The sequence below is a fragment of the Clavibacter phaseoli genome, assembly GCF_021922925.1.
In the GTDB taxonomy this organism is placed as follows: Bacteria; Actinomycetota; Actinomycetes; order Actinomycetales; family Microbacteriaceae; genus Clavibacter; species Clavibacter phaseoli.
Genome location: NZ_CP040786.1, coordinates 718382 through 742237 on the forward strand (window position 1 = coordinate 718382; position 23856 = coordinate 742237).

General features: G+C 74.9%; 22 protein-coding genes. 12 read left to right on the top strand and 10 right to left on the bottom strand.

Annotated elements, in window-relative coordinates:
- Positions 1-34 precede the first annotated feature (34 nt).
- Genes FGI33_RS03360 through FGI33_RS03390 form a run of 7 tightly spaced genes read left to right on the top strand, consistent with a single transcriptional unit; the run spans position 35 to position 6496 of the window.
- Positions 35-970, top strand: a complete 936-nt coding sequence (locus FGI33_RS03360; RefSeq protein ID WP_086520275.1) for an ABC transporter permease — start codon at positions 35-37, stop codon at positions 968-970.
- Positions 967-1815, top strand: coding sequence for an ABC transporter permease (locus tag FGI33_RS03365; protein ID WP_012038645.1), 849 nt, complete (start codon positions 967-969; stop codon positions 1813-1815). The genes FGI33_RS03360 and FGI33_RS03365 overlap by 4 nt, the downstream gene beginning before the upstream one ends.
- Positions 1812-3485: a dipeptide ABC transporter ATP-binding protein gene (locus tag FGI33_RS03370; protein WP_237582256.1), complete on the top strand. Its 1674-nt coding sequence runs from the start codon at positions 1812-1814 to the stop codon at positions 3483-3485. The genes FGI33_RS03365 and FGI33_RS03370 overlap by 4 nt, the downstream gene beginning before the upstream one ends.
- The gene (locus tag FGI33_RS03375; RefSeq protein WP_237582257.1) at positions 3482-4549 is read left to right on the top strand and encodes a putative FMN-dependent luciferase-like monooxygenase; all 1068 of its coding nucleotides are present in this window, start codon (positions 3482-3484) and stop codon (positions 4547-4549) included. The genes FGI33_RS03370 and FGI33_RS03375 overlap by 4 nt, the downstream gene beginning before the upstream one ends.
- Positions 4546-5202: a CMD domain protein gene (locus tag FGI33_RS03380; RefSeq protein WP_237582258.1), complete on the top strand. Its 657-nt coding sequence runs from the start codon at positions 4546-4548 to the stop codon at positions 5200-5202. Before FGI33_RS03375 ends, FGI33_RS03380 begins: the two co-directional genes overlap by 4 nt.
- Positions 5199-5831 (top strand): alkylhydroperoxidase domain protein, encoded by a 633-nt coding sequence (locus FGI33_RS03385; protein WP_119435638.1) that lies wholly within the window; start codon positions 5199-5201, stop codon positions 5829-5831. Before FGI33_RS03380 ends, FGI33_RS03385 begins: the two co-directional genes overlap by 4 nt.
- The gene (locus tag FGI33_RS03390) at positions 5828-6496 is read left to right on the top strand and encodes a VOC family protein (protein ID WP_237582259.1); all 669 of its coding nucleotides are present in this window, start codon (positions 5828-5830) and stop codon (positions 6494-6496) included. Before FGI33_RS03385 ends, FGI33_RS03390 begins: the two co-directional genes overlap by 4 nt.
- Before the next feature lie 83 nt (positions 6497-6579).
- Here the strand turns inward: FGI33_RS03390 and FGI33_RS03395 are convergent, their stop codons facing one another.
- A complete protein-coding gene (locus tag FGI33_RS03395; RefSeq protein WP_237582260.1) occupies positions 6580-8040 on the bottom strand; it encodes an MFS transporter in 1461 nt (486 codons plus the stop codon).
- Positions 8041-8249: 209 nt separating this feature from the next.
- On the opposite strand from FGI33_RS03395, the gene FGI33_RS03400 reads away from it, so the two are divergent.
- The 4 genes from FGI33_RS03400 (at position 8250) to FGI33_RS03415 (ending at position 13294) form a co-directional block, all read left to right on the top strand.
- A complete protein-coding gene (locus FGI33_RS03400; RefSeq protein ID WP_237582261.1) occupies positions 8250-9620 on the top strand; it encodes an LLM class flavin-dependent oxidoreductase in 1371 nt (456 codons plus the stop codon).
- Positions 9617-10861, top strand: coding sequence for an acyl-CoA dehydrogenase family protein (locus FGI33_RS03405; protein ID WP_237582262.1), 1245 nt, complete (start codon positions 9617-9619; stop codon positions 10859-10861). The genes FGI33_RS03400 and FGI33_RS03405 overlap by 4 nt, the downstream gene beginning before the upstream one ends.
- 142 nt (positions 10862-11003) lie before the next feature.
- Positions 11004-12164, top strand: a complete 1161-nt coding sequence (locus FGI33_RS03410) for a hypothetical protein (protein ID WP_119434491.1) — start codon at positions 11004-11006, stop codon at positions 12162-12164.
- Positions 12161-13294, top strand: a complete 1134-nt coding sequence (locus tag FGI33_RS03415; protein WP_119434492.1) for a hypothetical protein — start codon at positions 12161-12163, stop codon at positions 13292-13294. Before FGI33_RS03410 ends, FGI33_RS03415 begins: the two co-directional genes overlap by 4 nt.
- 6 nt (positions 13295-13300) lie before the next feature.
- Here FGI33_RS03415 and FGI33_RS03420 read toward each other — a convergent pair whose 3' ends face one another.
- Entirely contained in the window at positions 13301-13849 is a 549-nt protein-coding gene (locus FGI33_RS03420) for a DinB family protein (RefSeq protein ID WP_119434493.1), read from the bottom strand.
- A 98-nt stretch (positions 13850-13947) separates the two neighbouring features.
- Here FGI33_RS03420 and FGI33_RS03425 point away from each other — a divergent pair, with 98 nt between their 5' ends.
- On the top strand, positions 13948-14421 hold the full coding sequence (locus FGI33_RS03425) for a DoxX family protein (protein WP_119434494.1): 474 nt from the start codon (positions 13948-13950) through the stop codon (positions 14419-14421).
- Positions 14422-14434: 13 nt separating this feature from the next.
- On the opposite strand, the gene FGI33_RS03430 is transcribed toward FGI33_RS03425, so the two are convergent.
- The 8 genes from FGI33_RS03430 to FGI33_RS03465 all read right to left on the bottom strand — a co-directional run bounded on the left by FGI33_RS03430 (position 14435) and on the right by FGI33_RS03465 (position 23726).
- Positions 14435-15670, bottom strand: a complete 1236-nt coding sequence (locus FGI33_RS03430) for an amidohydrolase (protein WP_119434495.1) — start codon at positions 15668-15670, stop codon at positions 14435-14437.
- A gap of 92 nt (positions 15671-15762) precedes the next feature.
- Entirely contained in the window at positions 15763-17190 is a 1428-nt protein-coding gene (locus FGI33_RS03435; protein ID WP_237582263.1) for a threonine/serine exporter family protein, read from the bottom strand.
- Between the two features lie 245 nt (positions 17191-17435).
- The gene (locus tag FGI33_RS03440) at positions 17436-18338 is read right to left on the bottom strand and encodes a dienelactone hydrolase family protein (protein ID WP_119435032.1); all 903 of its coding nucleotides are present in this window, start codon (positions 18336-18338) and stop codon (positions 17436-17438) included.
- Between the two features lie 156 nt (positions 18339-18494).
- The gene (locus tag FGI33_RS03445; RefSeq protein ID WP_119435031.1) at positions 18495-19154 is read right to left on the bottom strand and encodes a VOC family protein; all 660 of its coding nucleotides are present in this window, start codon (positions 19152-19154) and stop codon (positions 18495-18497) included.
- Between the two features lie 104 nt (positions 19155-19258).
- The gene (locus tag FGI33_RS03450; protein ID WP_182623326.1) at positions 19259-20167 is read right to left on the bottom strand and encodes a GntR family transcriptional regulator; all 909 of its coding nucleotides are present in this window, start codon (positions 20165-20167) and stop codon (positions 19259-19261) included.
- A gap of 21 nt (positions 20168-20188) precedes the next feature.
- Complete coding sequence (pdxA, locus tag FGI33_RS03455; protein WP_119435029.1) at positions 20189-21229, bottom strand: 4-hydroxythreonine-4-phosphate dehydrogenase PdxA; 1041 nt, start codon at positions 21227-21229, stop codon at positions 20189-20191.
- Positions 21226-22623: a four-carbon acid sugar kinase family protein gene (locus FGI33_RS03460; RefSeq protein ID WP_237582264.1), complete on the bottom strand. Its 1398-nt coding sequence runs from the start codon at positions 22621-22623 to the stop codon at positions 21226-21228. Before FGI33_RS03460 ends, pdxA begins: the two co-directional genes overlap by 4 nt.
- A complete protein-coding gene (locus tag FGI33_RS03465) occupies positions 22620-23726 on the bottom strand; it encodes a 2-keto-3-deoxygluconate permease (protein ID WP_119435457.1) in 1107 nt (368 codons plus the stop codon). Before FGI33_RS03465 ends, FGI33_RS03460 begins: the two co-directional genes overlap by 4 nt.
- Positions 23727-23856: the final 130 nt, after the last annotated feature.

The window sequence follows — 23856 nt, forward strand, 5'->3', positions numbered from 1 at the left end:
CCGTTCTCCCCACGGCGCCGGTCGGGGGACCGCGATGAGCTACGTCCTCCGCCGCGCCGGCCAGGCCGTCGTCGTGCTCGTCCTCGCCTACGTCGTGGCCTACGTGCTGCTCGCGGCGCTCCCCGGCGACGCGGTGCTCGCCCGCTACGGCAGCCCGGAGCTCGGCCTCTCGCCGGAGCAGCTCGCGGCGATCCGCGAGTCGTACGGCGCCGACCGCCCGCTCATCGTGCGGCTCGGCGAGTCCGCCGCCGCGTTCGCGCAGGGGCAGCTCGGGTACTCGGTGCAGAGCGGCGCGGCCGTGTCGACGCTGCTCGCCACGGCGATCCCGTCGACGCTCGTGCTCGCGGTGCTCGGCCTCCTGGTCGCCGTGGTGCTGGCCGTGCCGATCGCGTTCCTCGCGACGTACGGCGGTGCCCGGTGGATCCGCCGGGTCTTCCGCGACCTGCCGCCGCTGCTCGTCTCGCTGCCCGTGTTCTGGGTGGGGATCATCCTCATCCAGGTGCTGTCGTTCCGGCTCGGGCTGGTGCCGATCATCGGCGCGAGCCCCGGCGAGGCGCTGATCCTGCCCGTGCTCACCATCGCCGTGCCGATCGCGGCGCCGCTCGCGCAGGTGCTCATCCGCAGCATCGACGACGTCTCGGCCATGCCGTTCGTCGAGGTGGTGCGGGCGCGCGGCGCCGGCACCCCGTGGCTGCTGCTGCACGGCGTCGGCCGGAACGCGCTGCTGCCCACGCTGACGATGGCCGGGCTCCTGTTCGGCGAGCTCGTCGGCGGGGCGGTCGTCACCGAGGCCGTGTTCGGCCGCGCGGGCGTCGGCCAGCTCACCGTGCAGGCCGTCGCGAGCCGCGACAGCCCGGTGCTGCTCGCGGTCGTCGTGCTCTCCACGGTCGCCTACGTCGTGATCAACCTCGCGGTCGACCTGCTCTACCCCGTTCTCGACGCGCGCCTGCGCAGAGGAGGTGCGCGATGAGCGCCACGCTCGCCACCATCGACGCGCCCCGCGCGCGTCCCCGCAGCCGGGCGCGCCTCGCCGGCGGCCTCGTGATCCCCGTGCTCGTCGTGCTCGTGATGCTGCTGTGGGCGCTCGTCCCCGGGCTCTTCGCGTCCGGCAGCCCGACCGCGTCCGTCGCGCCGTCGCTGCAGGCGCCGAGCGCCGCGCACTGGTTCGGCACCGACTCCACCGGCCGTGACCTCTACACGCGCGTCGTGTTCGGGGCGTCGCAGTCCGTCGTCGGCGCGGTCGTCGCGGTGCTCGTCGGGCTCGTCGTCGGCACGCTGCTCGGCGTGGTCGCGGGCACGGTCGGCGGCATCGTCGACGACGTGCTCATGCGGCTCGTCGACGTGCTGCTCGCGATCCCGGGCCTGCTGCTCAGCTTGAGCATCGTGATCCTGCTGGGCTTCGGCACCACGAACGCCGCGATCGCGGTGGGCGTCACGTCCATCGCCGTGTTCGCCCGGCTGTCGCGGGCGGAGGTGGTGCGCGTGCGGATCAGCGAGTACGTCGAGGCGGCGTACGGATCCGGCGGCACCCTCGTGCAGGTGCTGCGCCGGCACGTGCTGCCGAACTCGCTGACGCCCGTGATCGCGCTCGCCGCGCTGCAGTTCGGATCCGCGATCCTGCAGATCTCCACGCTCGGCTTCCTCGGCTACGGCGCCCCGCCGCCCACGCCCGAGTGGGGCCTGCTCGTCGCGGAGGGCCGCGACTACGTTGCCACCGCGTGGTGGCTCACGGTGCTCCCGGGCGCCGTGGTCGTGGCCGTCGTGCTCGCGACCAACCGCATCAGCCAGTCGATCCGCGGAGGGCAGCTCGCATGACCGATCCCACGCATCCGCTCCTCGCCGTGCGCGACCTGCAGGTGGACTACCGGACGGCGGCGGGTAGCCGCCGCGCGGTCGACGGCGTCTCCTTCGAGGTCGCGGCGGGACGCGTCACGGCGCTCGTCGGCGAGTCCGGATCCGGCAAGTCCTCCGTCGCGCAGGCCGTGGTCGGGCTCCTCGCCCGCAACGGCACCATCGCGGGCGGCGGCATCGCGCTCGGCGGCACCGAGCTGGTCGGCATCGGGGAGTCGCGGCTGCGCGGCATCCGCGGCCGCCGCATCGGGCTCGTGCCGCAGGATCCGGGGAGCTCGCTCGACCCCGTGGCCACCATCGGCGCGAGCGTCGCCGAGGGGCTGCGGATCCACGGATCCCGCGACCGACGCCGGAACCGCGCCCGCGTGCTCGACCTCCTCGCGCGCGTCGGCATCGACGACCCGGAGACGCGCGCCCGGCAGTACCCGCACGAGCTGTCCGGCGGCATGCGCCAGCGCGTGCTCATCGCCGCGGCGATCGCGCTCGAGCCCGAGCTGATCATCGCCGACGAGCCCACGAGCGCCCTCGACGTGACCGTGCAGCGCCGCGTGCTCGACCTGCTCGACCGGCTCCGGGAGGAGACCGGCGCGGGCCTGCTGATGATCACGCACGACCTGGCGGTGGCCGCCGAGCGCGCCGACGAGGTCGTCGTGATGCAGCGCGGCCGCGTGCAGGAGACGGGACCGGCCGCGCGCGTGCTCGCGTCGCCGGCCTCGGCCTACACGCGGGCGCTCCTCGCGGACGCGCCGTCGTTCCGGCAGGTGGTGGAGCGCGCGCCCGCGGTCGTGGATCCCGCCGCGCCGCCGCTCGTCGAGGTCACCGGCCTCCGCCGGGAGTTCCGCCGCCGCGGCGCATCCCCGCTGGTGGCCGTCGACGACGTCTCCTTCCGGGTTCCGCGCGGCACGACGCACGCGATCGTGGGGGAGTCGGGCTCCGGCAAGACCACGACCGGGCGCGTCATCGCGGGCTTCGACCGGCCGACGGCGGGCGAGGTCCGCGTCGGCGGCGTCGACGTGGCCGGCCTCCGCGGTCGGGGGCTGCGTGGGTTCCGGCGCACGGCGCAGCTCGTGCACCAGAACCCGTTCGGGTCGCTGGATCCGCGGCAGACGGTCGCGGAGATCGTGCGCGAGCCGCTCCTCAACTTCCGCGACGGCGCGGGCGCGGGCGACACGGCCGCGCGCCGGGATGCGGTCGCCGAGCACCTGCGGCTCGTCGACCTGCCGCCCGAGACCGCCGACCGGCGCCCGCGGGAGCTCTCCGGCGGGCAGCGGCAGCGCGTCGCGATCGCCCGCGCGCTCATCCTCCGGCCCGAGCTGGTGGTGTTCGACGAGGCCGTCTCGGCGCTCGACGTGACGGTGCAGGCGCAGGTGCTGCGGCTGCTCGCGCGGCTGCAGTCCGAGCTCGGGCTCACGTACGTGTTCATCTCGCACGACCTCGCGGTCGTGCGGCAGATCGCCGACACGGTCTCCGTGCTCCGGCGCGGCCGACAGGTCGAGGGAGGACGGGTGGACGACGTGTTCCACGACCCGCAGCACGAGTACACGCAGGAGCTGATCCGGGCGATCCCCGGTCGCGGGATCCGCGGGGCCGGCGCCGCCCCCGCCGCGCGCACCGACGAGGGGGCCCGCGCGTGACCGGCGCCCGGCTCGGCTTCTTCGGCCGCGTGCTCGACGCGGGCACGCCCGCCGAGCGCTACGAGGCGGCGCTGGAGCAGATCCAGCACGCCGAGCGTCACGGCTTCGCCTCGGTGTGGCTCGCGCAGCACCACTTCGGCGAGGAGGGCGGCGGGCTCCCGTCGCCGTTCGTGTTCCTCGCGGCGGCCGCGGCCCGCACCACCCGCATCGGGCTCGGCACGGCCGTGCTCACGCTCCCGCTCGAGGATCCGCTGCGCGCCGCCGAGGACGCCTCCGTCCTCGACCTCCTCAGCGGCGGCCGCGTGCAGCTCGGTCTCGCGTCCGGCGGCACGCCCGCCTCGTTCCCGGCGTTCGGGCGCGACTCCGGCGACCGCCACGCGCTGTTCCAGGACCACCTGCAGGTGCTGCTCGACGCAATCGAGGGACGCGGGGTGCGCGGCACGGGGTCGCGCATCTACCCGCCGGCCGACGGCCTCGCGGCGCGCATCTGGCAGGGCACGTTCTCCGTCTCGGGCGGCGCGCGCATCGGATCCCGCGGCGACGGCCTCCTGCTCTCCCGCACCCAGCCGCGCCCCGACACCGCGCCCGACGCGCCGCTGCACGAGCTGCAGCTGCCGATCATCGAGGCGTACCGGGAGGCGCTGCCCGCCGGCGCGCCCCAGCGGATCCTCGCGTCCCGGACGGCGCTCGTCGTGGATCCCGCCGACCGCGCCGCCGCGCGCGAGCTCGCCGAGCCCGCCCTCCGCCGCTTCGCCCGCAGCGTCATCGGCGAGCGGGCCGACGCGCTCGACCTCGACGCCGTGCTCCGCGTGACCGACACGCACCTGGGCACGGTCGACGAGGTCGCCGACGGCCTCGCGGCCGACCGCACCCTCGACCAGGCGACCGACGTCTCGTTCCAGGTTCACTCGATCCCCGCCACGCACGCGCTCACGCTGCGGAGCCTCGAGCTGCTGGGCGCGGAGGTCGCGCCCCGCCTCGGGCTCGCGACCGGCGCCGCCGAGTCGCTGCGCGCCGCCCACCTGCCCGCATCCACCCCGACCCTCGCTGGAGGAGCTGCATGACCCACCCCGCCGACGTCGTCGACCTCCTGGCCGGCCTCGCCCCCGACCACCCCCTGAGCCGGATCCGCGACCTCCGGCCCGACGCCCGCGCGAACGCGCAGCGCAGCTTCGAGGCGCTGCTCGAGCCCGCGGAACCCGGCGCGTTCACGTACGCCGAGCGCTACGCGGTCGCGGCCTTCGTGGCGCGGCTGCACGGATCCGACCGCGCCGCCGCCTTCTACGCCGACCTCCTCGGCGACGCCGACGCGTCGCTCGCGCCGGTCGTCGACCGGGCCGCGCGCGACGGCGCCACCGCGGGACCGACCGGCGCGTACCGCGAGCCGGGCCTCGCCGCCGAGAGCGTCGCGACGGATCCGTGGACCCCTGACGCCGCCACGCGCGACGCCGTCGGCCCCCGCCTCGCCGCCGCCCTCGCCCACGCGCACCTACTGGTGATCCGGCCGCGCGAGTCGAGCCCGGACGCCCTGCGCGCGCTCGGCGCCGCCGGGTGGACGCCCGATGAGATCGTGAGCCTCTCGCAGCTGATCGCGTTCCTCGCGTTCCAGCTGCGCGTTGCGTGGGGGCTGGCCGTCCTGGCCGCGGAGCCCGCCGCCGCGCCCGCGGATCCCGCCCGCACCGCATCCACCCCCGACCCGGCAGGAGCCGCCCGATGACCGCCGCCGATCCCGTCACCGACCCCGTCGACCTCGCGCGGCCCGACGCCTTCACGCAGGAGGGCCTCGGCTGGGTGCCGTGGCTCGCGCCCGTCGACGAGGCCGACCTCGACGACGTGCAGCGCGCCGCCCTCGTGGAGCCCGCCCGCGCGCGCATGCCGTACTTCCGGCTGCTGGCCCGGGATCCCGCCGCGCTCGAGGCCCGCACGCTCACCGACCTCGACATCTTCCACAACCCGGACGGCGGGATCGGCCGGGCCGAGCGCGAGCTCGCCGCGGCCGCGACCTCCCGCGCCAACGGCTGCGTCTTCTGCGCGTCCGTGCACGCGGCCGCCGCCACGCGATTCTCCGGCCGCGGCGACGACGTGCAGCGCTTCCTCGACCAGGGCACGGGCGCGCTGCTCGGCGACGAGCGGTGGGACGCCGTGGTCGCCGCATCGGTGGCGCTCGCGGCGACGGCGCTCGCGTTCGGATCCGCCGACGTCGTCCGTCTCCGCGCGGCCGGCCTCGACGACGCGGCTGTGGTCGACGTGATCAACGGCGCCGCGTTCTTCAACTGGGCGAACCGGCTGATGCTGTCCCTCGGCGAACCCGAGGTGCCCGCCTCCCGGCGCGGAGCGGGCGCGTGACCGGGGTCGGCGGGTCCGCCGTCCCGACGCTCCTCGACCACGTCGTCATCGCGGGGCCGGATCTCGCGGCGCTCGTCGCGTGGTTCGCCGATCGCACGGGCGTCGAGGCGGAGCCCGGCGGCGTCCACCCCACCGGCACGGCCAACGCGCTCGTCGCGTTCACGGTCGACGGCGTGCGCGGCCCGCGGTACCTCGAGCTCATCGGGCCGGATCCGGCGCGCGTCGACCGCGCCGTGCCGACGCGCTTCGGCATCGCGGAGCTGACCGCGCCGCGCGTCGTCACGTACGCGGTCCACCCGGCCGGCATCGCCGACGTCGCGTCTCGGGGGCGCGACGCCGGCGAGGATCCGGGCCCGGTCGCCGACCTGTCCCGCCGCACGCCCGCGGGCGCGCTCCTCGAGTGGCGGCTCACACACCCGCGCGGCGCCCGGCCGGACGTGCCGTTCCTCATCGACTGGGGATCCACGCCGAACCCGGGCACGACGATTGGCCCGGCCGTCGAGCTGCTCGCGTTCACGCAGACCGCGGTGGATCCCGCGCCCACGGAGGCCGCGCGCGCCGCCCTCGACCTGCCGGCCGGATCGCTCGCGGACCTCGCCGCAGGCCCGCGCGACGGCTACGCGCTGCGGGTGCGCGCGGCGGACGGGACGCCGGTCGACCTCTGACCGGCGCACGTCGTGATGCGAGACGTCACGACACGAGGCGGTGGCCGGGATCGCTCCCGGCCACCGCCTCGTGTCGTTCAGCCCTAGCGGGTCGTCGCGCGCTCGCGCTCCCTGCCGCCCGCCGGAGCCGATCCTGCGACGGCCACCGCCGGGTGCACGGAACCGTCCGCGTCCGACGACGACGCCGCCTGTGCCCGCCGGGCCGCGATCGCCTCGCGCGCCGGGTCCTTCGCGGCGAGCGCCGCCGCGATCGTCAGCACCGCGTAGAGCCCGATGTACGCGCAGAGGATCCACGGCGATCCGTTCCCCCACTGCAGGAACAGCACCGCGAGCAGCGGGGTGAGGCCGACGGAGAAGATGCTGCCGACCTGGTAGCCGAGCGAGACGCCGCTGTAGCGGACGCCCGTCGGGAACTGCTCGGCGAACCACGCGGCCTGCGGCCCGTAGATCGAGTCGTGGAAGACGTTCATGCCGAGCGCGAAGACGAGCGGCAGGAGCAGCAGCGGGCCGGAGTCGAGGAACGCGAAGAACGGCCAGATGAGGATCCCGATGCCGGCGGCGCTCGCGATGGTGAGGCGGCGGCGGCCGACCCGGTCGGAGATCCAGCCCCAGAGGGGAGTGGTGAGCACGCTCAGCGCCGACACGATGAGCACCGCCGTGAGCGCGCTGCCCGAGTCGCCGCGCTTCTCGGCGAGGTAGGAGAGCGTGTAGACGGTGAGGATCGAGTAGAGCGCGGGCTGCACGAGGCGGAGGCCCGCGGTGATGAGCACGGCGCGCGGGTGCCTCCGCAGCACGACGCCGAGCGGGAAGCGCTCCACCTCCCCGGCCGCCTTGATGTCGCGGAACTCGGCGGCATCCTCCACGCGGAGGCGGATGACGAGGCCGACCGCCACGAGCACGGCGCTCAGCAGGAACGGCAGCCGCCAGCCCCAGGCGAGGAACGTCTCCTCGCCGAGCGTGAAGCGCGTCGCCGTGAAGACGCCGGTGGCGAGGAGCATGCCGCCCGCGGATCCCATCTGCGTGAAGGCGCCGAAGAGGCCGCGCCGGTGGGCGGGGGCGTGCTCGACGGAGAGCAGCGCGGATCCGCCCCACTCGGCGCCCGCCGCGATGCCCTGCACGAGGCGCAGGAACACGAGGCCGACGACGCTCGCGAGGCCGATGGTCGCGTACGTCGGCAGGACGCCGATGAGCGTCGACGCGATGCCCATCAGCACGAGCGAGTAGACGAGCATGCGCTTGCGGCCGATCCGGTCGCCCAGGTGCCCGGCGACGATCCCGCCGATGGGCCGCGCGAGGAAGCCGACCCCGTACGCCGCGAACGACGAGAGCAGCCCGACCGCGGGCGTCTGGTTCGGGAAGAACTGGCTGCCGAACACGAGCGCGGACGCCGTGGCGTAGAGGTAGAAGTCGTAGTACTCGACGGTGGTGCCGATGAACGACGCCGTGAGCACGCGGCGTCGGCGGCGCGACACGTCGGCGGGGGCCTCGGGCGCGGCGGGCGATGCGGGCGGCGCGGCGGATGCGGCGGGCGGTGCGGTGGTCATGGGGTCTCCAGCGGTGCGGCTGCGGTGCAGGGGGAGCGAGCGGGGATCCGCTCGGGTGCCGCCCACCGTGCCCCGTGATCCCCCGGTCGGGGAAGGGCCGCGGTCACGCCGCGTAACGCGGGCCGGTAACCCCGCGTCACACGGGCCGCCGCGGATTCCGGCGCGTGGGGAAGCGAGTGGGAGGGTGGAGATCCGACGAGAGGATCCCCATGCCCGACGCCCGGCCCCCGCTCCGCTTCGCGGCGTTCGTGATGAACACCGCCAGCCACATCCAGCACGGCCTGTGGCGGCACCCGTCCGCCCGGCAGCACGAGTTCGACGACGTGCAGCTCTGGGTGGATCTCGCGAAGACCCTCGAGCGCGGCCGCTTCGACGCCATGTTCTTCGCCGACGTCGTCGGCCTCTACGGCCCGGGCGAAGGCGCCTACGACGTGAACGCGCGCGAGGGCCTCCAGTTCCCGAGCAACGACCCGTCCGTGCTGATCTCCGCGCTCGCCGTGAGCACCGAGCATCTCGGCTTCGCGTTCACGAGCTCCGTCCTCCAGGCGCACCCCTTCGACTTCGCGCGGAAGGTCTCCACGCTCGACCACATCACGAAGGGCCGCATCGCCTGGAACGTCGTGACGAGCGCGCTCGACGGCGCCGCCCGCAACTTCGGCCACGACGGCCTCGAGGACCACGACGCCCGCTACGCCTGGGCCGACGAGTACCTCGACGTCGTCTACAAGCTGTGGGAGGGCTCGTGGGACGACGACGCGCTCCAGCGCGACAAGGAGCGCGGGGTGTTCTCGGACGCGTCGAGGATCCACCGCATCGACCACGAGGGCCCGCGCTACAAGGTCGCCGGCCCGCACCTGTCGTCGCCGTCGCCGCAGCGCACGCCCGTGCTCTTCCAGGCCGGATCGTCGCCCGTGGGCCGGCGCTTCGCCGCCCGCAACGCGGAGGCGCAGTTCATCCTGTCGTCGACGCCCGAGAAGACCCGCGCCCTCATCGAGGACACCCGGGCGCTCGCCGTGGACGCCGGCCGCCGTGCGGACGACCTCTCGTTCTGGCTCGGGCTCTCCTTCATCACGGGCAGCACGGAGGAGGAGGCGAAGCGCAACGAGGCCGAGATCGACGAGTACCTCTCCGCCGACGGGTTCCTCCTGCACTCCAACCTCGGGTTCGACCCGAAGACGGGCGAGCAGCTGGATCCGGCGACCCCGCTCAGCCAGGTCGAGACGCAGGCCGGGCAGAGCCACCTCAACTGGCTGCGCGAGGCGTCGCCCGACCGCGAGCCGACCATCGCCGACCTCGCCCGGCTCTCCGCGAAGCTGCGCGGCCGCGTCGTGGGCACGCCCGAGCAGATCGCCGACGTGCTCGCGGGCTGGCAGGAGGCGGGCGTCGACGGGATCAACGTCATCAACTGGACCCTGCCCGGCAGCTACGAGGACTTCGTCGACCACGTCACGCCCGTGCTCCAGGAGCGCGGCCTGCAGCAGCGCGAGTACGAGCCGGGCACGCTGCGGCACAAGCTCACCGGGCGCGACCGGCTGCCGGAGTCGCACCCGGCGGCGGCGTACCGGGGCGCGTTCTCGTGACGCGCGCGGCGGCCGCGGCGTGGACCTCGACCGCCGACCTGCGCGCCGAGCTCCTGCCGCTGTTCGACCGGATCCGGGAGGGCGCCGTCGCCCGCGAGCGCGACCGGCAGCTCGCCTTCGACGCCGTCGCGCTCCTCAAGGAGGCCCGCTTCGGCGCGCTCCGCCTGCCCGTGGCCGACGGCGGTCGCGGCGCGACGATCGCCCAGCTCACCGAGCTCGTGGTCGAGCTGTCGGCCGCCGACGCGAACGTCGGGCACCTGCTGCGCGGCCACTTCGGCTACGTCGAGCTCGTGCTGCGCCGGTCACCCGGGCCCGCGCGCGAGGAGTGGATCCGCCGCATCGCGTCGGGCGCCCTCGTGGGCAACGCCACGAGCGAGCAGACCGGCAACACGCTCGCCGACATCTCCACGACGCTCCAGGAGCGCGACGGCCGCTGGATCCTCGACGGCACCAAGTACTACTCGACCGGCACGCTCTACTCCGACTGGATCTACCTCGCCGCGGGTCGCGAGGCCGCCGACGGCGTCGAGCGCGTGACCCTCGCGATCCCCACCGACGCGCCGGGCGTCACCGCGGTCGACGACTGGGACGCCTTCGGGCAGACCCTCACCGCGAGCGGCACGACGACCTTCGAGGCCGTGGAGGTGGATCCGGCGACCGTCACCGCCTACCGCGAGGCGCCGCTCAGCCACATCCAGGCCTTCTACCAGCTGTACCTCGTGGCCGTGCTGGCGGGGATCGCGCAGGAGGTGGAGCGCGACGCGGTCGCGTACGTGCGGAGCCGCACGCGCACCTACATCCACGCGAACGCCGCGCTCCCGCGGGACGACCCGCAGGTGCTCGACGTCGTCGGCCGGATCTCCACGGCCGCCTTCGCCGTGCGCGCCACGACCCTCGCGGCCGCGTCACGCCTCGACGACGCCGTCGCGACCGCCCCGGCAGGCGAGGCCCTCGACCGGCCCACGCTCGACGCGGCCGAGAACGCGGTCTACCAGGCGCAGGTGCACGCGGTCGACCAGGTGCCCGCCGGCGCGACGCTGCTGTTCGAGGTCGGGGGAGCGTCCGCCACGTTCCGCGAGCGCGCCCTCGACCGGCACTGGCGCAACGCCCGCGTCGTCGCGAGCCACAACCCGGCGATCTACAAGGCCCGGGCGATCGGCGAGCACGCGGTCGCGGGTCGTGGTCCGGTCGACGCGTGGGCCGCCTACGAGAAGGTGGGCGCGACGCCCTTCCCGCGCTGACCGGGCCCCGCGCTGACGGGGCCCCGCGCTGGTCCCGTGGGATCCGTGCCGCCCGACCTGGGGGCGGCCGCGCGACCGGTCGCCGTCCACGCCCTCGGTACGGTGGACGGGCGGCCGGGACGCCGCGAGGACGAGGGGATCCATGACGACGCACGCGCCCAGCAGGCCGCAGCTGGATACGACGCCGCTGACCGGGCGCATCGACCGCGACGACCTCCGTCGGTTCCGCCGCGAGTTCACGGCACGGTTCCCCGTGCTCGTCTCGCCGCTCTTCGTGCTCGGCCGCATCGCGATGGGCATCCTCGCCGTGCTCGCCATCCCGCTCGGCGGGGTCCTCCTGCTCGGCGGCGGCCTCGGCGCGATCTTCGCCGACGACCCCGAGACCCGCGGCGACGCCCTCGGCATGACCGTGTTCGCGATCCCGATGTTCGGCGCGGGCGTCTTCTTCGCCTGGCGCCTCATCCGCACCCGACGGCGCCGCAGCACGATCCGCGCCCACTACCGCCTCGCGCGCTTCGGGCGGGTCAACGGCCTCGGCTACACGCCCGGGCCGGTCTCCGACGGGCACCTGGGATCCGCCGCGCGCCGCATGTTCGTGACCCGCGTCATGCGGCCCCGCACCGCGCGCCCCGTCGAGTTCGGCAACCACGAGCTGAGCCAGGGCTCGAAGGCGTCGGGCATCACGCAGTACGGCGGCTACGCGATGATCGGCCTGCGCCGCGAGCTGCCGCACATCCAGGTGATCTCGAAGCGCACGCGCCTGCGCCGCGCGCTCACGCCGACCGTCGACGTGGCCCGCTCGCAGCGCCTCGAGCTCGAGGGCGACTTCGACCGGTACGCCGCGCTCTACTGCCCCGACGGCTACGAGCGCGACGCCCTCTACCTCTTCACCCCCGACGTGATGGCCGTGCTGGTCGACCGGGTGCGCGGCTTCGACGTGGAGATCCGCGGCGGTCGCCTGCTGCTCCGGTCGCCCGCCGACATCGTGACCCTGGATCCCGACCGCTGGCGCGACGTGATCGACGCGACCGCCGCCCTCATGGCGAAGGTCGACCGCTGGGAGCGCTGGCGCGACGACCGGCTGCTGTCGCTCGAGGGCGAGGAGCGTTCCGTGCTCACGGCGTCCGACGAGGCGCTCGCCGTGCCCGAGCCGGGACGGATGCGCCGTCGTGCCCGTCGGTCGCGCGGGGTCGCGGCCGCCGGTCGCCGGCTCCGGATGCGGCCGACCGTGGGTCTCCTCCTGCTGATCGCGCTCGCCGCGGTCTTCTTCGGCCTCGGCTTCCTGATCACGACGCTGCCGTGAGCCGCTCCCGCGCGCTCACCCGGGCCCGGCTCGACACGGATCCGCTCACCGACCGGATGCGCCGCCGCGACCTCCGTGCGTTCCGCCGGGAGTTCCGTCGCGCGCACCCGGAGGCGGAGGGGATCGGGGTGAAGGCGCGCACCTTCCTCATGCTGTTCCTCACGTGGGACTGCGTCATCGCGCTCGCGGCGTTCGGCGGGATCATCGCGGAGACGCTGCAGGAGGGCGCGCCGGACGCGGGGGAGCAGGTCCTCTTCCAGGCGCTGATCGCGTCGATCTTCGCCATCCTGCTGGTCGTCTTCGGCAGCTGGGCGATCCGCTCGCGCGAGCGCCGCGGCGGCTACCGCGCCCACTACCGGCTCGTCCGCTTCGCGGAGGCGAACGGCATGACGTACCTGCCGGGGCCGATGTCGGACGGGCGGTTCGGATCCGCGCGCCGCTACTTCGACCTCACGCGCGTAATGCGCCCGACCGCGGCGCCCAGCGTCGAGTTCGGGAACCACGAGATCGTCACGGCCGGTCGACGCCAGGGAGCGCCGCGCTTCGGCGGGTACGCGATGGTCCGGCTCGCGCACGAGATGCCGCACATCCGCGTCATCGCGCGGCGCGGCCTCGTCCGGCGCGCGCTGACGATGATGTCGCGCCCGGATCGCGAGCAGCGGCTCTCCCTCGAGGGCGACTTCGACCGCCACTTCGCTCTCTACTGCCCGGCCGGCAGCGAGCGCGACGCCCTCTACCTCTTCACGCCCGACATCCTCGCCCTGCTCATCGACCGGGTGCGCGGCCTCGACGTCGAGGTCGTCGGCGACCGGCTGCTGCTCACCTCGTTCGACGACGTCGTGACGCGCGACCCCGAGCGCTGGCGCGACGTGATCGAGGCGACGACCGCGCTCGTGGCGAAGGTCGATCGGTGGGAGCGCTGGCGGGCCGACCCGATCGAGCGGCCCGAGGAGCCGACCGCCCTCGACGCGGTGCTCGAGGCGGTGGGCCTCCCGGATCCGGGCCGCGCCACCCGGCCGCGGCCGGTGCGCCGGCTGCGGATGACGCCCACGCTCGGCGGCGTCATCGCCGTGGGCGTACCGCTCCTGCTGTTCGCCGCGATGTGGATCGCCGTGCTCGTCCTCCGGTGACGCTGATCACTCGCCCGTGACGCCGTCGACCAGCTCCCGCACGACGTCGACGTGGCCCGCGTGGCGCGCGGTCTCCTCGATGAGGTGCACGAGGATCCAGCGCAGCGACGGCATCTCGTCGGGCGGGCCCGCGGCGGCGATGTCGTCGAGGTCGTGCCGAGCGATCACGGCGTCGCTCTCGGCGCACGCCCGCTCGTAGTCGGCCACGATCTCGGCGAGGGAGTCGGTCGCCGTGACGCGCCACTCGCCGTCCGGGTCGTCGTCGCCGCCGAAGCGCCGGTCGTAGTCGCCGGCCTCCATCAGCTCGACGGTCCAGGAGCGCTCGACGTCGGCGAGGTGCCGGATGGCGCCCGCGATGGACGTGAGGCTCGGCAGCACGCGGCGGGCGGCGTCGGCGTCGGAGAGGCCGCGGGCCTTGCGGATCACGGTGGCGCGGTTCAGCGCGAGGAAGCCGGTGAGGCAGGCGCGCTCGTCGGCGCGCGGCGGGCGGGGGCGGTCGTCGGGGCCGAGGACGTCGGTGTCCTGGCCGGTCGCCATGTCGGGGAGGTCGGTCATGGCGGGAGCCTAGGACCGGTTCCGGCACCTGGGGAAGAGCAGGTACCACGGGGATCCGCGTGGGCCGGACGCCCATCGGCCCGCGTCAGACTGGGCGCATGACCACGAGCCCCGCGTCCCGCCCGACCGCCGACCCGCGCCTCGCCCCGGACGGCGGCCGCCGCTCGATCCCGCGCACGCTCGGCCGGATCCTGCTCGGCCTCGTGCTGATCCTCGCCGGCACCGGTCACCTCACCGTCGCGCGGGAGTCGTTCCAGGCGCAGGTGCCGGCGTGGCTGCCGATGGATCCCGACTTCGTGGTGCTCGCGTCGGGCGTCGTGGAGATCGTGCTCGGCTTGTCGCTCGTGCTCCTCGGGCGCTGGCGCGTGTGGGTCGGCCTCGTGGTCGCGGCCTTCTTCGTCGCGATCTTCCCCGGCAACATCTCGCAGCTCGTCACCCGCACGCCCGCGTTCGGCCTGGAGACCGACGCGGCCCGCGCGATCCGCCTCGTCTTCCAGCCTCTCCTCGTGATCTGGGCCCTCTGGGCGACGGGCGCGTGGTCCGCCTGGCGGAACCGCCGCGCCCGCCGCTAGCGAGGATCCCGGCCTAGGCCCGCGCCACGCCGACGCGCGAGAGCAGGGCGGCCGTCGCGGCCTTGACGCCCGTCTCGATCGTGCCCTCCATCGTGGGCGCGAACTGCGGCGTGTGGTTCCCGGGAGGCGGGGTCTCGCCGCCGAACGCGGACGCCTCGACGCCGCCGAACGCCCAGTAGACGGTCGGCACGCCGATGGCCTCGCCGAGGATCCCGAAGTCCTCGCTGCCCATGATGGGCGGCGACTCCTTGACCATGTCCTCGCCGAGCTGCGCGGTGAGCGCCGCCACGATCCCGCGCGTCGCCTCCGGGTCGTTGCGGTTCAGCGGGAACGAGACGATCTCCTCGATCTCGGGCTCCGGCGCCCCGCTCGCGGCGGCCTCGGCCAGGATGATCCGCCGCACCGACGCCAGCACGCGCTCGCGCACGGCCGTGTCGAAGGTCCGGATGCTGAGGCCGAGCACCGCGTGCTCGGGGATGATGTTCTCCTTCGTGCCCGCCTGGAACGTGCCGACGGTGACGACGGCGGCGGCCTGCGGATCCAGCTCGCGCGCGACAACGGTCTGCAGGCGCAGGACGATGGCGCTGGCGGCGACGATCGGGTCGATGGAGTTCTGCGGCTGCGAGCCGTGCGCGCCGCGGCCCTTGACGGTCACCTTCCACGAGTCGCTCATGCTCATGAACGCGCCCTCGCGCGTGGCGACCATGCCGACGGGGAGCGGGAAGACGTGCTGGCCGAGGATCACCTCGGGGCGCGGCGCGCGGTCCCAGAGCCCGTCGGCGAGCATCGCGCGGGCGCCCTCGCCGGTCTCCTCGCCGGGCTGGAAGACGAAGACGATCGTGCCGGCCCACGCGTCGCGGTTCGCGGCGAGCGCCTGCGCGGTGGTGAGGGCGGCGGCGACGTGGAAGTCGTGGCCGCAGCCGTGCATCGTGGGCACCTCCTTGCCCGACGGGTCGATCCCCGTGTCGCGGCTGGCGTGCGCGAGGCCGGTCTCCTCGAGGATCGGGAGGCCGTCGGTGTCGGCGCGGAACGCGACGACCGGGCCGTCGCCGTTGCGGAGGATCCCGACCACGCCGGTGCCGCCGCAGCGGCTCGTCTCGGCGCCGATCGCCTCCAGGTACGCCTCGATCGCCGCGGCGGTCGCGTGCTCCTGCATCGAGAGCTCGGGGTGCGCGTGCAGCGAGCGGAACAGCTCGTGCGCGTCCCGCACGTCGTCGTCCAGCAGGCTGACTCCGGGGTGCACGTCCATGGGGATCCTCCTCGCGAGTGGGTGGCGTCCCTCGTGGGGACAGGTGGATCCAGGCTATGCCCGGCCCTCGGCCGCCCCCGTCGCGGGTGCGGTCAGGCGCGGTCCGGGCTGCCGCCGGCCGGCGGCTCGAGGAGCGCCGGGTCGCGGATGATCCCGATGGGCGTCGTGTCCAGCCGCACCGACTGCACGACCACGCGCTTCGCCCGGCGGCGCAGGTGGCGGCGCGCCTGCGGCGTCGCGAGCAGGCTGCCGAGCACGAGGCCCGCGCCGATAGCCAGCGTCGTCGCCATCGCGCCGACGAACGCGCCCGTCGCGCCGTCCGTGCCCGCCATCGAGTTGAGCAGCGCCGACGCGACCGCGAGCGAGGGCAGCAGGGATCCGCAGAACGCCGGCACCGCGATCGCCGTGGCTGACACCCGCAGGCGCGCCGCGACCACGGTGCCGAGCGCGCCGAGCAGCGTCGCGACGAGGAACGTCGCGGCGAGCAGCGGCACCCCGACCGCCTTGAGGACGAACAGCGACACCGTCCCCACGAGCGCCACCCCGATGGCGACCGGCATCACGCGCGCGTTGGCGCCCTGCGTGATCCCGGTGGCCCCGGCCGCGAAGAACGTGGTGATGAGCAGCATCCAGAGCGGCAGGGCCCGCAGCGTGATGTCGGTGGGATCCACCTCGATGTCGACGCCGGCCGTGAGCGCGAGCCCGCCCGGGATCCCGACGGCGATGCCCGCGACGACGAGCACGATGATCATCGCCCGCGACAGCGCCATGGCCCGGAAGCCCGAGATGGCGTCCTGCGCCCACGTGACGATCGTGACGTGGGGGAGGATCAGCACCACCACGGCCGCGACCATCGCGGCGGCGCTCCCGGCGGGCATCACGCCCGACCAGATCGCGAGCGTGCCGACGGCGGCGACGATCGCGGACTGCACGGCCACGACGAAGAACGGCGGGATGCCGCGCCGGGCCAGCTGCCGCCCGAGCACCATCGCGCCGATCATGAGCAGGAAGGCGCCGACGGCGCCCGCGACCGTGCCGCCGGCCTGCAGCGAGACGGAGACGCCGAACAGGCCCATGGCCGCGTCGGTGATCCACGCCGGCCAGCGCGGCGGCGACTTCAGCACCTCGACGAGGCCATCGACGGCGCTCGTCATGTCCCGGTCGTCGTGCAGCAGCTCGTCGACGATCTGGTAGACGAGCGAGAGCCGGTGCAGGTCGCTGCCCTCGGCCGTGACGACGCGCAGCTTCACGAGCGGCGGGCCCTCGAGCGGCGCGTACTGGATCGTGATGGCCGTGCCCGTGATGTCGAGCTCCAGCGGCGCGAGGTTCCACTTCGTGCTGACGGCGACGATGGCGATCTCGACCGCGCGCACGTCGGCGCCGGAGGCGAGCATCACCTCGCCGAGGTCGAGGCAGAAGTCGACGATCTGGCGCGGCGAGTAGAGGTCGCCGAGGCGGCCGTGCGCGGGCTCGGTGCCCTCGTAGATGGTGCCGCGGAGCCGGGCGCGGACGTCGCGCATCTCCTGCGGGTTGACGCGCCGGCGGCGCTGGCGCGGCGGGCGCGCGGCTCCGGGATCCCGGCGGGGGCGCCGCGGGTCGGCGGGCGGCGGGGTGGTGCTCAGCGCGATCAGCGCTCCGTTCGGTGGCCGGCCCGCGTCGGCGGGGGCGGATGGTGGATCGCTCCCACCCTAGGTGCCGCCGAGGGAACACGCGCGCGGCGCCCGACCGGGGGGTCGGACGCCGCGCGGAGGGTGCGGGGACGGGATCAGCTCCTGCCGCAGGAGCTGGTCGACGCGCTGATGGGGCCGCCGACCTTCGGCGCCGGGCAGATGAACTTCGCGTAGGCGCTGTTGCCCTCGAGGTAGCGCTCGAGGAACGCCGTCACCGCGACGCGGATCGTGGCGACCGGCACGTGCTCGCCCGCGGCGTGACCCAGGCCCTTCAGCTCCAGGTACTGCTTCGGCGTGCCGGCCGGGATGGAGTCGTAGGCCGGCTTGCCGAAGTCCGCCGGGTCGGCGACGTCGTCCTTCTGGCCCGTGATGACCAGGGTCGGGGTCTTCATCGCGGGGTACGAGGGGTACTGCGCGTTCGGGTCGCTCGCCGGCGGGAAGTCGAACGGCATGAGCCCGATCGCGGCCTTGATGGACGGGCGGGACTGCGCCGCCTGCATCGTGCCGCCGCCGCCCATCGAGTAGCCGAGGAGGGCGACGTCGTCGGCGGAGACCTCGGACCGCACCGCGCTCTTCCCCGTGAGGTAGTCCGCCGCGGCGAGCATCTCGGTGGCGCGCTGGTCGGGGAGGTCGCCCGTGTCGAGCGTGTCGATCGCGAACGCGACGAAGCCCTGCGAGGCGACGAGCTCGGCCATCTCCTTCTCGTCCGCGTTCGTGTCCGTGAAGCCCGGGGTGATGACGACGCTGCCGAGGACGGCCTTGCCGGTGTCCTGCGGTGCGTAGATCACGCCGCCGCCGAAGCCCGAGACGGCCGGCTTCGCGACGACCGTGGTGCGCACCGCGAAGGGCGCGTGGTGGTGGGCGGCGGTGCGGGCCGGCGCCGGGTGGTGGACGGGCGTGGCCGCCTGGGCCGGGGTGGGGATCGCGAGGGTGGCGACGAGGGCGAGCGCGGCGACCGCCGCGGGACGCGAGCGGAGCGTGAACGGCATGACAGACATGGGCCATCTCTCTCTGGTCAGGGGACGGGGATCCGGGGGCGCGTGCCCCCGGTGCGGGAGGACGCTACGGTCTGCCGCGCATCCCGCCCCGTGGGCGTCCCCAGCCGTGCGACCCTGGGGATGATCGACGCGCGCCGACCCCCGAGGGGCATCCGCTCAGATGAGGCGCTTCCCGGGACCCAGCGCGACCTCCCGACCGAGGCCCGCGTCGACGACCACCGGCACGTCCGCGGCGACCTGGACGCCCTCGGGGACCCACGCGCGGTCGCGGGCCACGAGGATCACGAGCCCGTCGACGTCGCCGACCGCGGCGAACCCGTCCGTCGCGAAGCCGCCGTAGGGCCGGAGGCCGGCACGTCCGAGCAGCGCGACCGCGGCCGGCACGTCGTCGACGACGACGCCCACCTCGCTCACGGCGACGACGCGGGAGGCGTCGAAGGGCCCGGTCGCCTGACCATCGGGCGCGAGGGCACGGCGCTCGATGAGCTCCAGCACCTGGGCGTCGGGCCCGCGGAAGTAGATCGAGCGCGAGTCCCACGTGCCGGGGCCCTCGAACTCGTCGCGGCCGTCGGGCGCGATGACCTCCGCCCGCTCGCCCAGCCACGCCCGCGCGTCCGCGAAGGCGCCCGTCGGGATCGTGAACGCGAGGTGGTGCGCGCCGCGGTACCCGGGGTCGTGCGCGAAGCGGAGCCGCGTCGGGCCGATCTCCACCTCGACCGCCTCCTCGGTCGCGCGCACCGGGAAGCCGAGCGCCCGGTAGGCGTCGGCGACCTCGGCGGTGTCGCGGGCGGGCAGGGTCACGGCGTGGATGATCATGCGCCGATCAGAACAGCTCGAGTCCCCTTGAGGTCAAGCGAGCGTCGGGCAGCCCGTCTCATCCTGCTTCCGTGCTGCCGCAGACGGTCCGGATCGACCCGGCGTCAGCGCAGGCGGCGTGCCAGGTCCGCCAGCTCCTTGGACAGGGCCAGCGCCCGGGCGGCGAGGTCGGGGTCCGCCGGGGCGGAGGTGGCCGACGCCGACGCCACCGCCGACTCGGCGCCCTCGTCGGCGGAGGCGACGGACCGCGTGGAGGGGATGCCCGGCTCGCCGTCGCCCGTCAGGACGTCGATGTCGAAGACGAAGCGGTCGGCGCGGTGCCACGTGCGGAACACCTCGATCGGATCGCCGGACGCATCCGTGCTCGTGCCCTCGAGCACCAGGACGGGGGCGCCCTCGGCGACGCGCAGGGCGGCGGCCACCTCGGGGGACGCGCCGACCGCTCGCACCTGCCGGCGTCCGGCGGCGACGTGGATCCCGAGGCGGGAGCGGAGGAGGGCGTGCAGCGAGGCGTCGGTGAGGTCGTCCGCGGTCAGCCGCTCGGCGATGCCGCGGGGGAGCCAGGTGTGGATGAGCGCGACCGCCTCGCCTCCCGCGGACCGGAGGCGACGGAGGAGGTGGACCTCGGATCCGCCGAGCGCGCGCTCCGCGTCCGCGTCGCGTCCGGGGGCCAGCTCGAGCACGCGCGTGGTGACGGACGGCACCTGCGTCGAGAGCCCGGAAACGCGCTGCACGAGGCGGTGCAGCTCGCCGCGCGGCGCGACGATGCTGCCGCGCCCGCGTCCCCGCTGCACGAGGCCCTCGGCTGTCAGGGCGTGGAGGGCCTGGCGGACGACCGAGCGGGACACCCCGAAGCGCTCCTGCAGCTCGGCCTCGGTCGGGAGCTGGGATCCGGGCGGCCAGGCGCCGTCGACGATGGGCGACCGCAGCAGGCCGGTCAGCTGCGCGTGCAGCGGCCCCGCGTGCGCCGGGGAGACCGCACCGGGGTCCAGGTCGTCGATCCGGTTCGGCACGGTCTCCTCGGGTGTCACGGGTCAGGCGGCGGGGGCGTCGATCTTCTGCGCAGTGCGCCAGACGTGCTCCCAGCCGGGCGCGAGGGACGCGGCGCGCTCCACCGACAGTACAAGGCTCGCCTCGCGGGCGATGCCCTGGCCGGCGATGTCGAACGCGGTGCCGTGATCGACGGACACCCGCACCACGGGCAGGCCCACGGTGATGTTCACGCCGTCGTCGCCGTACACGGCCTTGAAGGGCGCGTGCCCCTGGTCGTGGTAGCAGACGACCACGAGCTTGTACTTCCCGCGGACGGCGGCGGGGATCAGCGCGTCGCCGGGCACGGGACCCACGACGTTGAGGCCGCGCTCCTTCGCGGCCGCGACGGCGGGCGCGAGGATGTCGGCGTCCTCGTCGCCGAAGAGCCGGTTCTCTCCCGCGTGCGGGTTGAGTCCGGCGAGCCCGATGAGCTCGTCCGGCGTGCCCATCGACGCGGCGAAGGCGCCGGCGAGGTCGAGCACGTCGCCCGTGCGCTGAGGCGTGATGTCCTCGATCGCCTGCCGCATCGACACGTGGGTCGTCAGGTGGAAGAAGAACAGCTCGCCGGCCGAGAGCACGAGCGAGAAGTTCTCCACGCCGAACTCGTGGGCGAGGAGCTCGGTGTGGCCGGGCCACTTGTGGCCGCCCGCGTGCATGGCGGCCTTGTTGAGCGGCGCGGTGACGATGCCGTCGACCTCGCCCGCGCGAGCCAGGCGGCAGGCCTCGACGACGAACCGGTAGGAGCCGTCGCCCGCGGCCGCGCTGAGCTCGCCCACCGGGACGTCGGCGAGCGACGGGCCCGTCTGGATCAGCTCGATGGTGCCGGGCTCGTTGCGCGCGTCGGCGACGGACGCGATGACGCGCACCTTCTCCGGGTCGCCGCCGACGGCCTCGACGCCGCGGCGCATGGCGGCCTCGTCGCCGATGACGACGGGGATCGCCCTCTCGCGCAGGTCGTCGTGGCCGAGCAGGGTCTTGGCGGTGATCTCGGGGCCGATGCCGGCGACGTCGCCGAGGGTGAGGGCGAGGCGGGGGAGGGTCATGGTGCTTCTCCTTGCGTGGGGGTGGATGCGGTCTGGTCGAGGAGCTCGGGGACGATGTCCGTGAGCGCGGAGGGCGAGCCGAAGCCGCCGGCCTTGGTGACGACGGGCAGGCCGTGCAGGCGCCCGCCCTCGATGACGCCGACGGGGATGCCCTCGCGGATGGCGTCGCGGACGCGGATCGCGTCGGCGCCCTGCCGGGACAGGACGGCGCGCGCGCCCTCGCCGCCCATCAGCACGAGCGCGCTCGCCTCGCGGCGGGCGATGACGCCCTCGGCGAGGAGCGCGAGACCCGTCGCGACGCGCTCCGCGGTGGTCGGCGACCCGGGGGCGTCCGAGCTGGGGACGGCCGCGCGCTCCGGCGCGAGCACGATGGTCACGGCCGGCGCGGGGCCGTCGCCCTGCGCGTCCGCGAGGATCTCGTCCGCGCCCCGGCCGACGAGGTCGTCGAGCGACGGGGCGATCGTGCGCACGTCCTCGCCGAGCGAACCGGTGTCCGCGGCGTGGACGAGGTCGGCGTGCTGCGCCCGCGACACGTCGTGCAGGGAGCTGACGACGACCACGACGTGCCGGGGTCGGTCGGGCTCCGCGTCGGGATCGGCGGCCGCGGGAGCGTGGCGCCCGGTCGTGATCGCGGACGCGGGCACGAGCCCGGGTCCCCACACGCGGGCCATCTCCGCCGCCAGCCCCGCGGATCCCACGGGCACCGCGCGCGAGCCGAGCAGGGCGAGCGCCTCGGCGACGAAGCGCAGGTCCGCGGTGGTCACGGCATCGATGGTGACCACGCGCACGCCGCCCGCGGATGCGGTCGCGATGCGGACGGCGAGGTCCGCTGCGTCCGCCGCCGCGTCGACGTGCGCGCTGCCCGGGAGGAGGTCGGCGAGGGCGCTGGTGGTGACGGGGGTGACGGGGTCGCGGCCGACCGACGTCGTCTCGACGCCCGCGCCGTCGACGAGCAGGAGCCCGCCCTCGACGGTGCGGCCCATCGCGGGGTACGCCGGGCAGACGACCGCCACGGCGTCCGGCTCGCGCGCCGACCAGGCCGCGAGGGCGCCCTCGACCTGCTCCTGGACGGTGCCGCGCATGGTCGAGTCGATCTTGAGGAACAGGCGGTCGTCGCCGTCCGCCACGGCGCGGGCGACGGCGGCTCGCGTGGAGCCGCGGGCCTCGTCGGGGGTCGCGGCGCGGGCGTCGGTCACGATCGCGACGACGGACCCGTCGTCGCCGTGCCGTGCCACGGTCGCCCCGAGGGCGAGCCGCGCGGCCCAGCCGGCGCGGGCGAACTGCACCGCCGAGTCCGCGCCGCCCGTCAGGTCGTCGGCGACGAGCACCACCGATCCGACGGGAACGCGGGCGGGAGCGGCGGGATCCGCGAGGGCGGGGGAGGCCGGCGTCATGCGGCACCCGCGCCCGGGCCGGAGCCGTGCCGTCCGTCGGACCCCGGTCCCGAGGCGTCCGTGACGGCCGCGGTCGCCGCAGCCTCCGCCGCGGCCTGCTCCTCGTCCCGGACGCGGTCGTCGGCGATGGCCTGCATGCCGCCCTCGCGCTTGAGCACCCAGGCGGCGAGGATAGGCGCGAGAACGGCCGAGACGAGCACGGCGGACGCGACCTGGGCGGTCGCGACCTCGACGTACGGCGCGAAGGACGGGTCGGCCGCGCCGACGATGGCGGGGGTCGCGATGGCGTTGCCGGCCGTCGTGGCCGAGGCGATGCCGAGGCCCGACTCCTTGCCGCGGCGCAGCAGGAAGCGGTAGCCGAGGTAGGCCACAGTGCCGGTGAAGACGGTCGCGATCACCCCGACCACGATGCCCGACAGGCCGCCCGAGACGACGTTGCCGAGGTCGATCCCCGTGCCGAGCGCGAAGGCGAAGAACGGGATCACCATGTTGGGGATAGGCCGCATGACCTCGGTCCACTTGGCGTCCATGTTCCCGACGATGACACCGAGCAGGAGCGGGATGACGGCCGCGAGCAGCAGCGTGTAGGGGATGTCGGCGAGGCCGGCGGCGCCGAGGAAGAGCAGCGAGAAGAACGGGCCGTCGTTGACGGCGCTCGCGATGTACGCGCCGCGGTCGCGCTCGCGGCCGTAGCGGCCGGTGAACGCGAGCCAGATGCCGCCGTTGCTGTTGTCCATGCTCACGAGCAGCGCGAGGATCGAGACCCCCAGCAGGCCGTCGAGCCCGACCAGGTTGCCGAGCACCACGACGCACGTCGCCGGGATGATCGACTTCGTCAGCAGCAGCACGCCGGAGGTCGCGAGCACGGGGCCCGACGTGCGGAGGGTGATCTGCATGCCGGTGGCGAAGATCAGGATGCCGATGAGAGGGAGAGCGCTGTCCTTGAACAGCGCGGTGGTGAAGTTCCCGAGGTCGAGGAAGCCGGGGGCGAAGGTGCCGACGACGGATCCGAGGATGAGCGGAATGAGCATGAGCCCGCCGGGGATGCGGTTCATGCCGTCGAAGAGCGGGACGCGGCTCGTGGGTAAGGGGTCGGATGCCATGGCGGATCTCCTCTGATCGGATGGGCGACTCTGCCCGCGCGCACCCTCGGCTCTGAGTACGTACACGGTGTACCTACATTAGGTCGCGCATCGGGCGCGCGTCAACGCCCGCCGCGTCGGGACGAGGACG

What these genes read in the sequence shown, in the direction of transcription:
- FGI33_RS03360 (WP_086520275.1), top strand. Translation starts at nt 35, where the DNA reads ATGAGCTACGTCCTCCGCCGCGCCGGCCAGGCCGTCGTCGTGCTCGTC.
- FGI33_RS03365 (WP_012038645.1), top strand. Translation starts at nt 967, where the DNA reads ATGAGCGCCACGCTCGCCACCATCGACGCGCCCCGCGCGCGTCCCCGC.
- FGI33_RS03370 (WP_237582256.1), top strand. Translation starts at nt 1,812, where the DNA reads ATGACCGATCCCACGCATCCGCTCCTCGCCGTGCGCGACCTGCAGGTG.
- FGI33_RS03380 (WP_237582258.1), top strand. Translation starts at nt 4,546, where the DNA reads ATGACCCACCCCGCCGACGTCGTCGACCTCCTGGCCGGCCTCGCCCCC.
- FGI33_RS03385 (WP_119435638.1), top strand. Translation starts at nt 5,199, where the DNA reads ATGACCGCCGCCGATCCCGTCACCGACCCCGTCGACCTCGCGCGGCCC.
- FGI33_RS03395 (WP_237582260.1), bottom strand. Translation starts at nt 8,040, where the DNA reads ATGACCACCGCACCGCCCGCCGCATCCGCCGCGCCGCCCGCATCGCCC.
- FGI33_RS03400 (WP_237582261.1), top strand. Translation starts at nt 8,250, where the DNA reads ATGCCCGACGCCCGGCCCCCGCTCCGCTTCGCGGCGTTCGTGATGAAC.
- FGI33_RS03410 (WP_119434491.1), top strand. Translation starts at nt 11,004, where the DNA reads ATGACGACGCACGCGCCCAGCAGGCCGCAGCTGGATACGACGCCGCTG.
- FGI33_RS03420 (WP_119434493.1), bottom strand. Translation starts at nt 13,849, where the DNA reads ATGACCGACCTCCCCGACATGGCGACCGGCCAGGACACCGACGTCCTC.
- FGI33_RS03425 (WP_119434494.1), top strand. Translation starts at nt 13,948, where the DNA reads ATGACCACGAGCCCCGCGTCCCGCCCGACCGCCGACCCGCGCCTCGCC.
- FGI33_RS03430 (WP_119434495.1), bottom strand. Translation starts at nt 15,670, where the DNA reads ATGGACGTGCACCCCGGAGTCAGCCTGCTGGACGACGACGTGCGGGAC.
- FGI33_RS03435 (WP_237582263.1), bottom strand. Translation starts at nt 17,190, where the DNA reads ATGCGCGACGTCCGCGCCCGGCTCCGCGGCACCATCTACGAGGGCACC.
- FGI33_RS03440 (WP_119435032.1), bottom strand. Translation starts at nt 18,338, where the DNA reads ATGTCTGTCATGCCGTTCACGCTCCGCTCGCGTCCCGCGGCGGTCGCC.
- FGI33_RS03445 (WP_119435031.1), bottom strand. Translation starts at nt 19,154, where the DNA reads ATGATCATCCACGCCGTGACCCTGCCCGCCCGCGACACCGCCGAGGTC.
- pdxA (WP_119435029.1), bottom strand. Translation starts at nt 21,229, where the DNA reads ATGACCCTCCCCCGCCTCGCCCTCACCCTCGGCGACGTCGCCGGCATC.
- FGI33_RS03460 (WP_237582264.1), bottom strand. Translation starts at nt 22,623, where the DNA reads ATGACGCCGGCCTCCCCCGCCCTCGCGGATCCCGCCGCTCCCGCCCGC.
- FGI33_RS03465 (WP_119435457.1), bottom strand. Translation starts at nt 23,726, where the DNA reads ATGGCATCCGACCCCTTACCCACGAGCCGCGTCCCGCTCTTCGACGGC.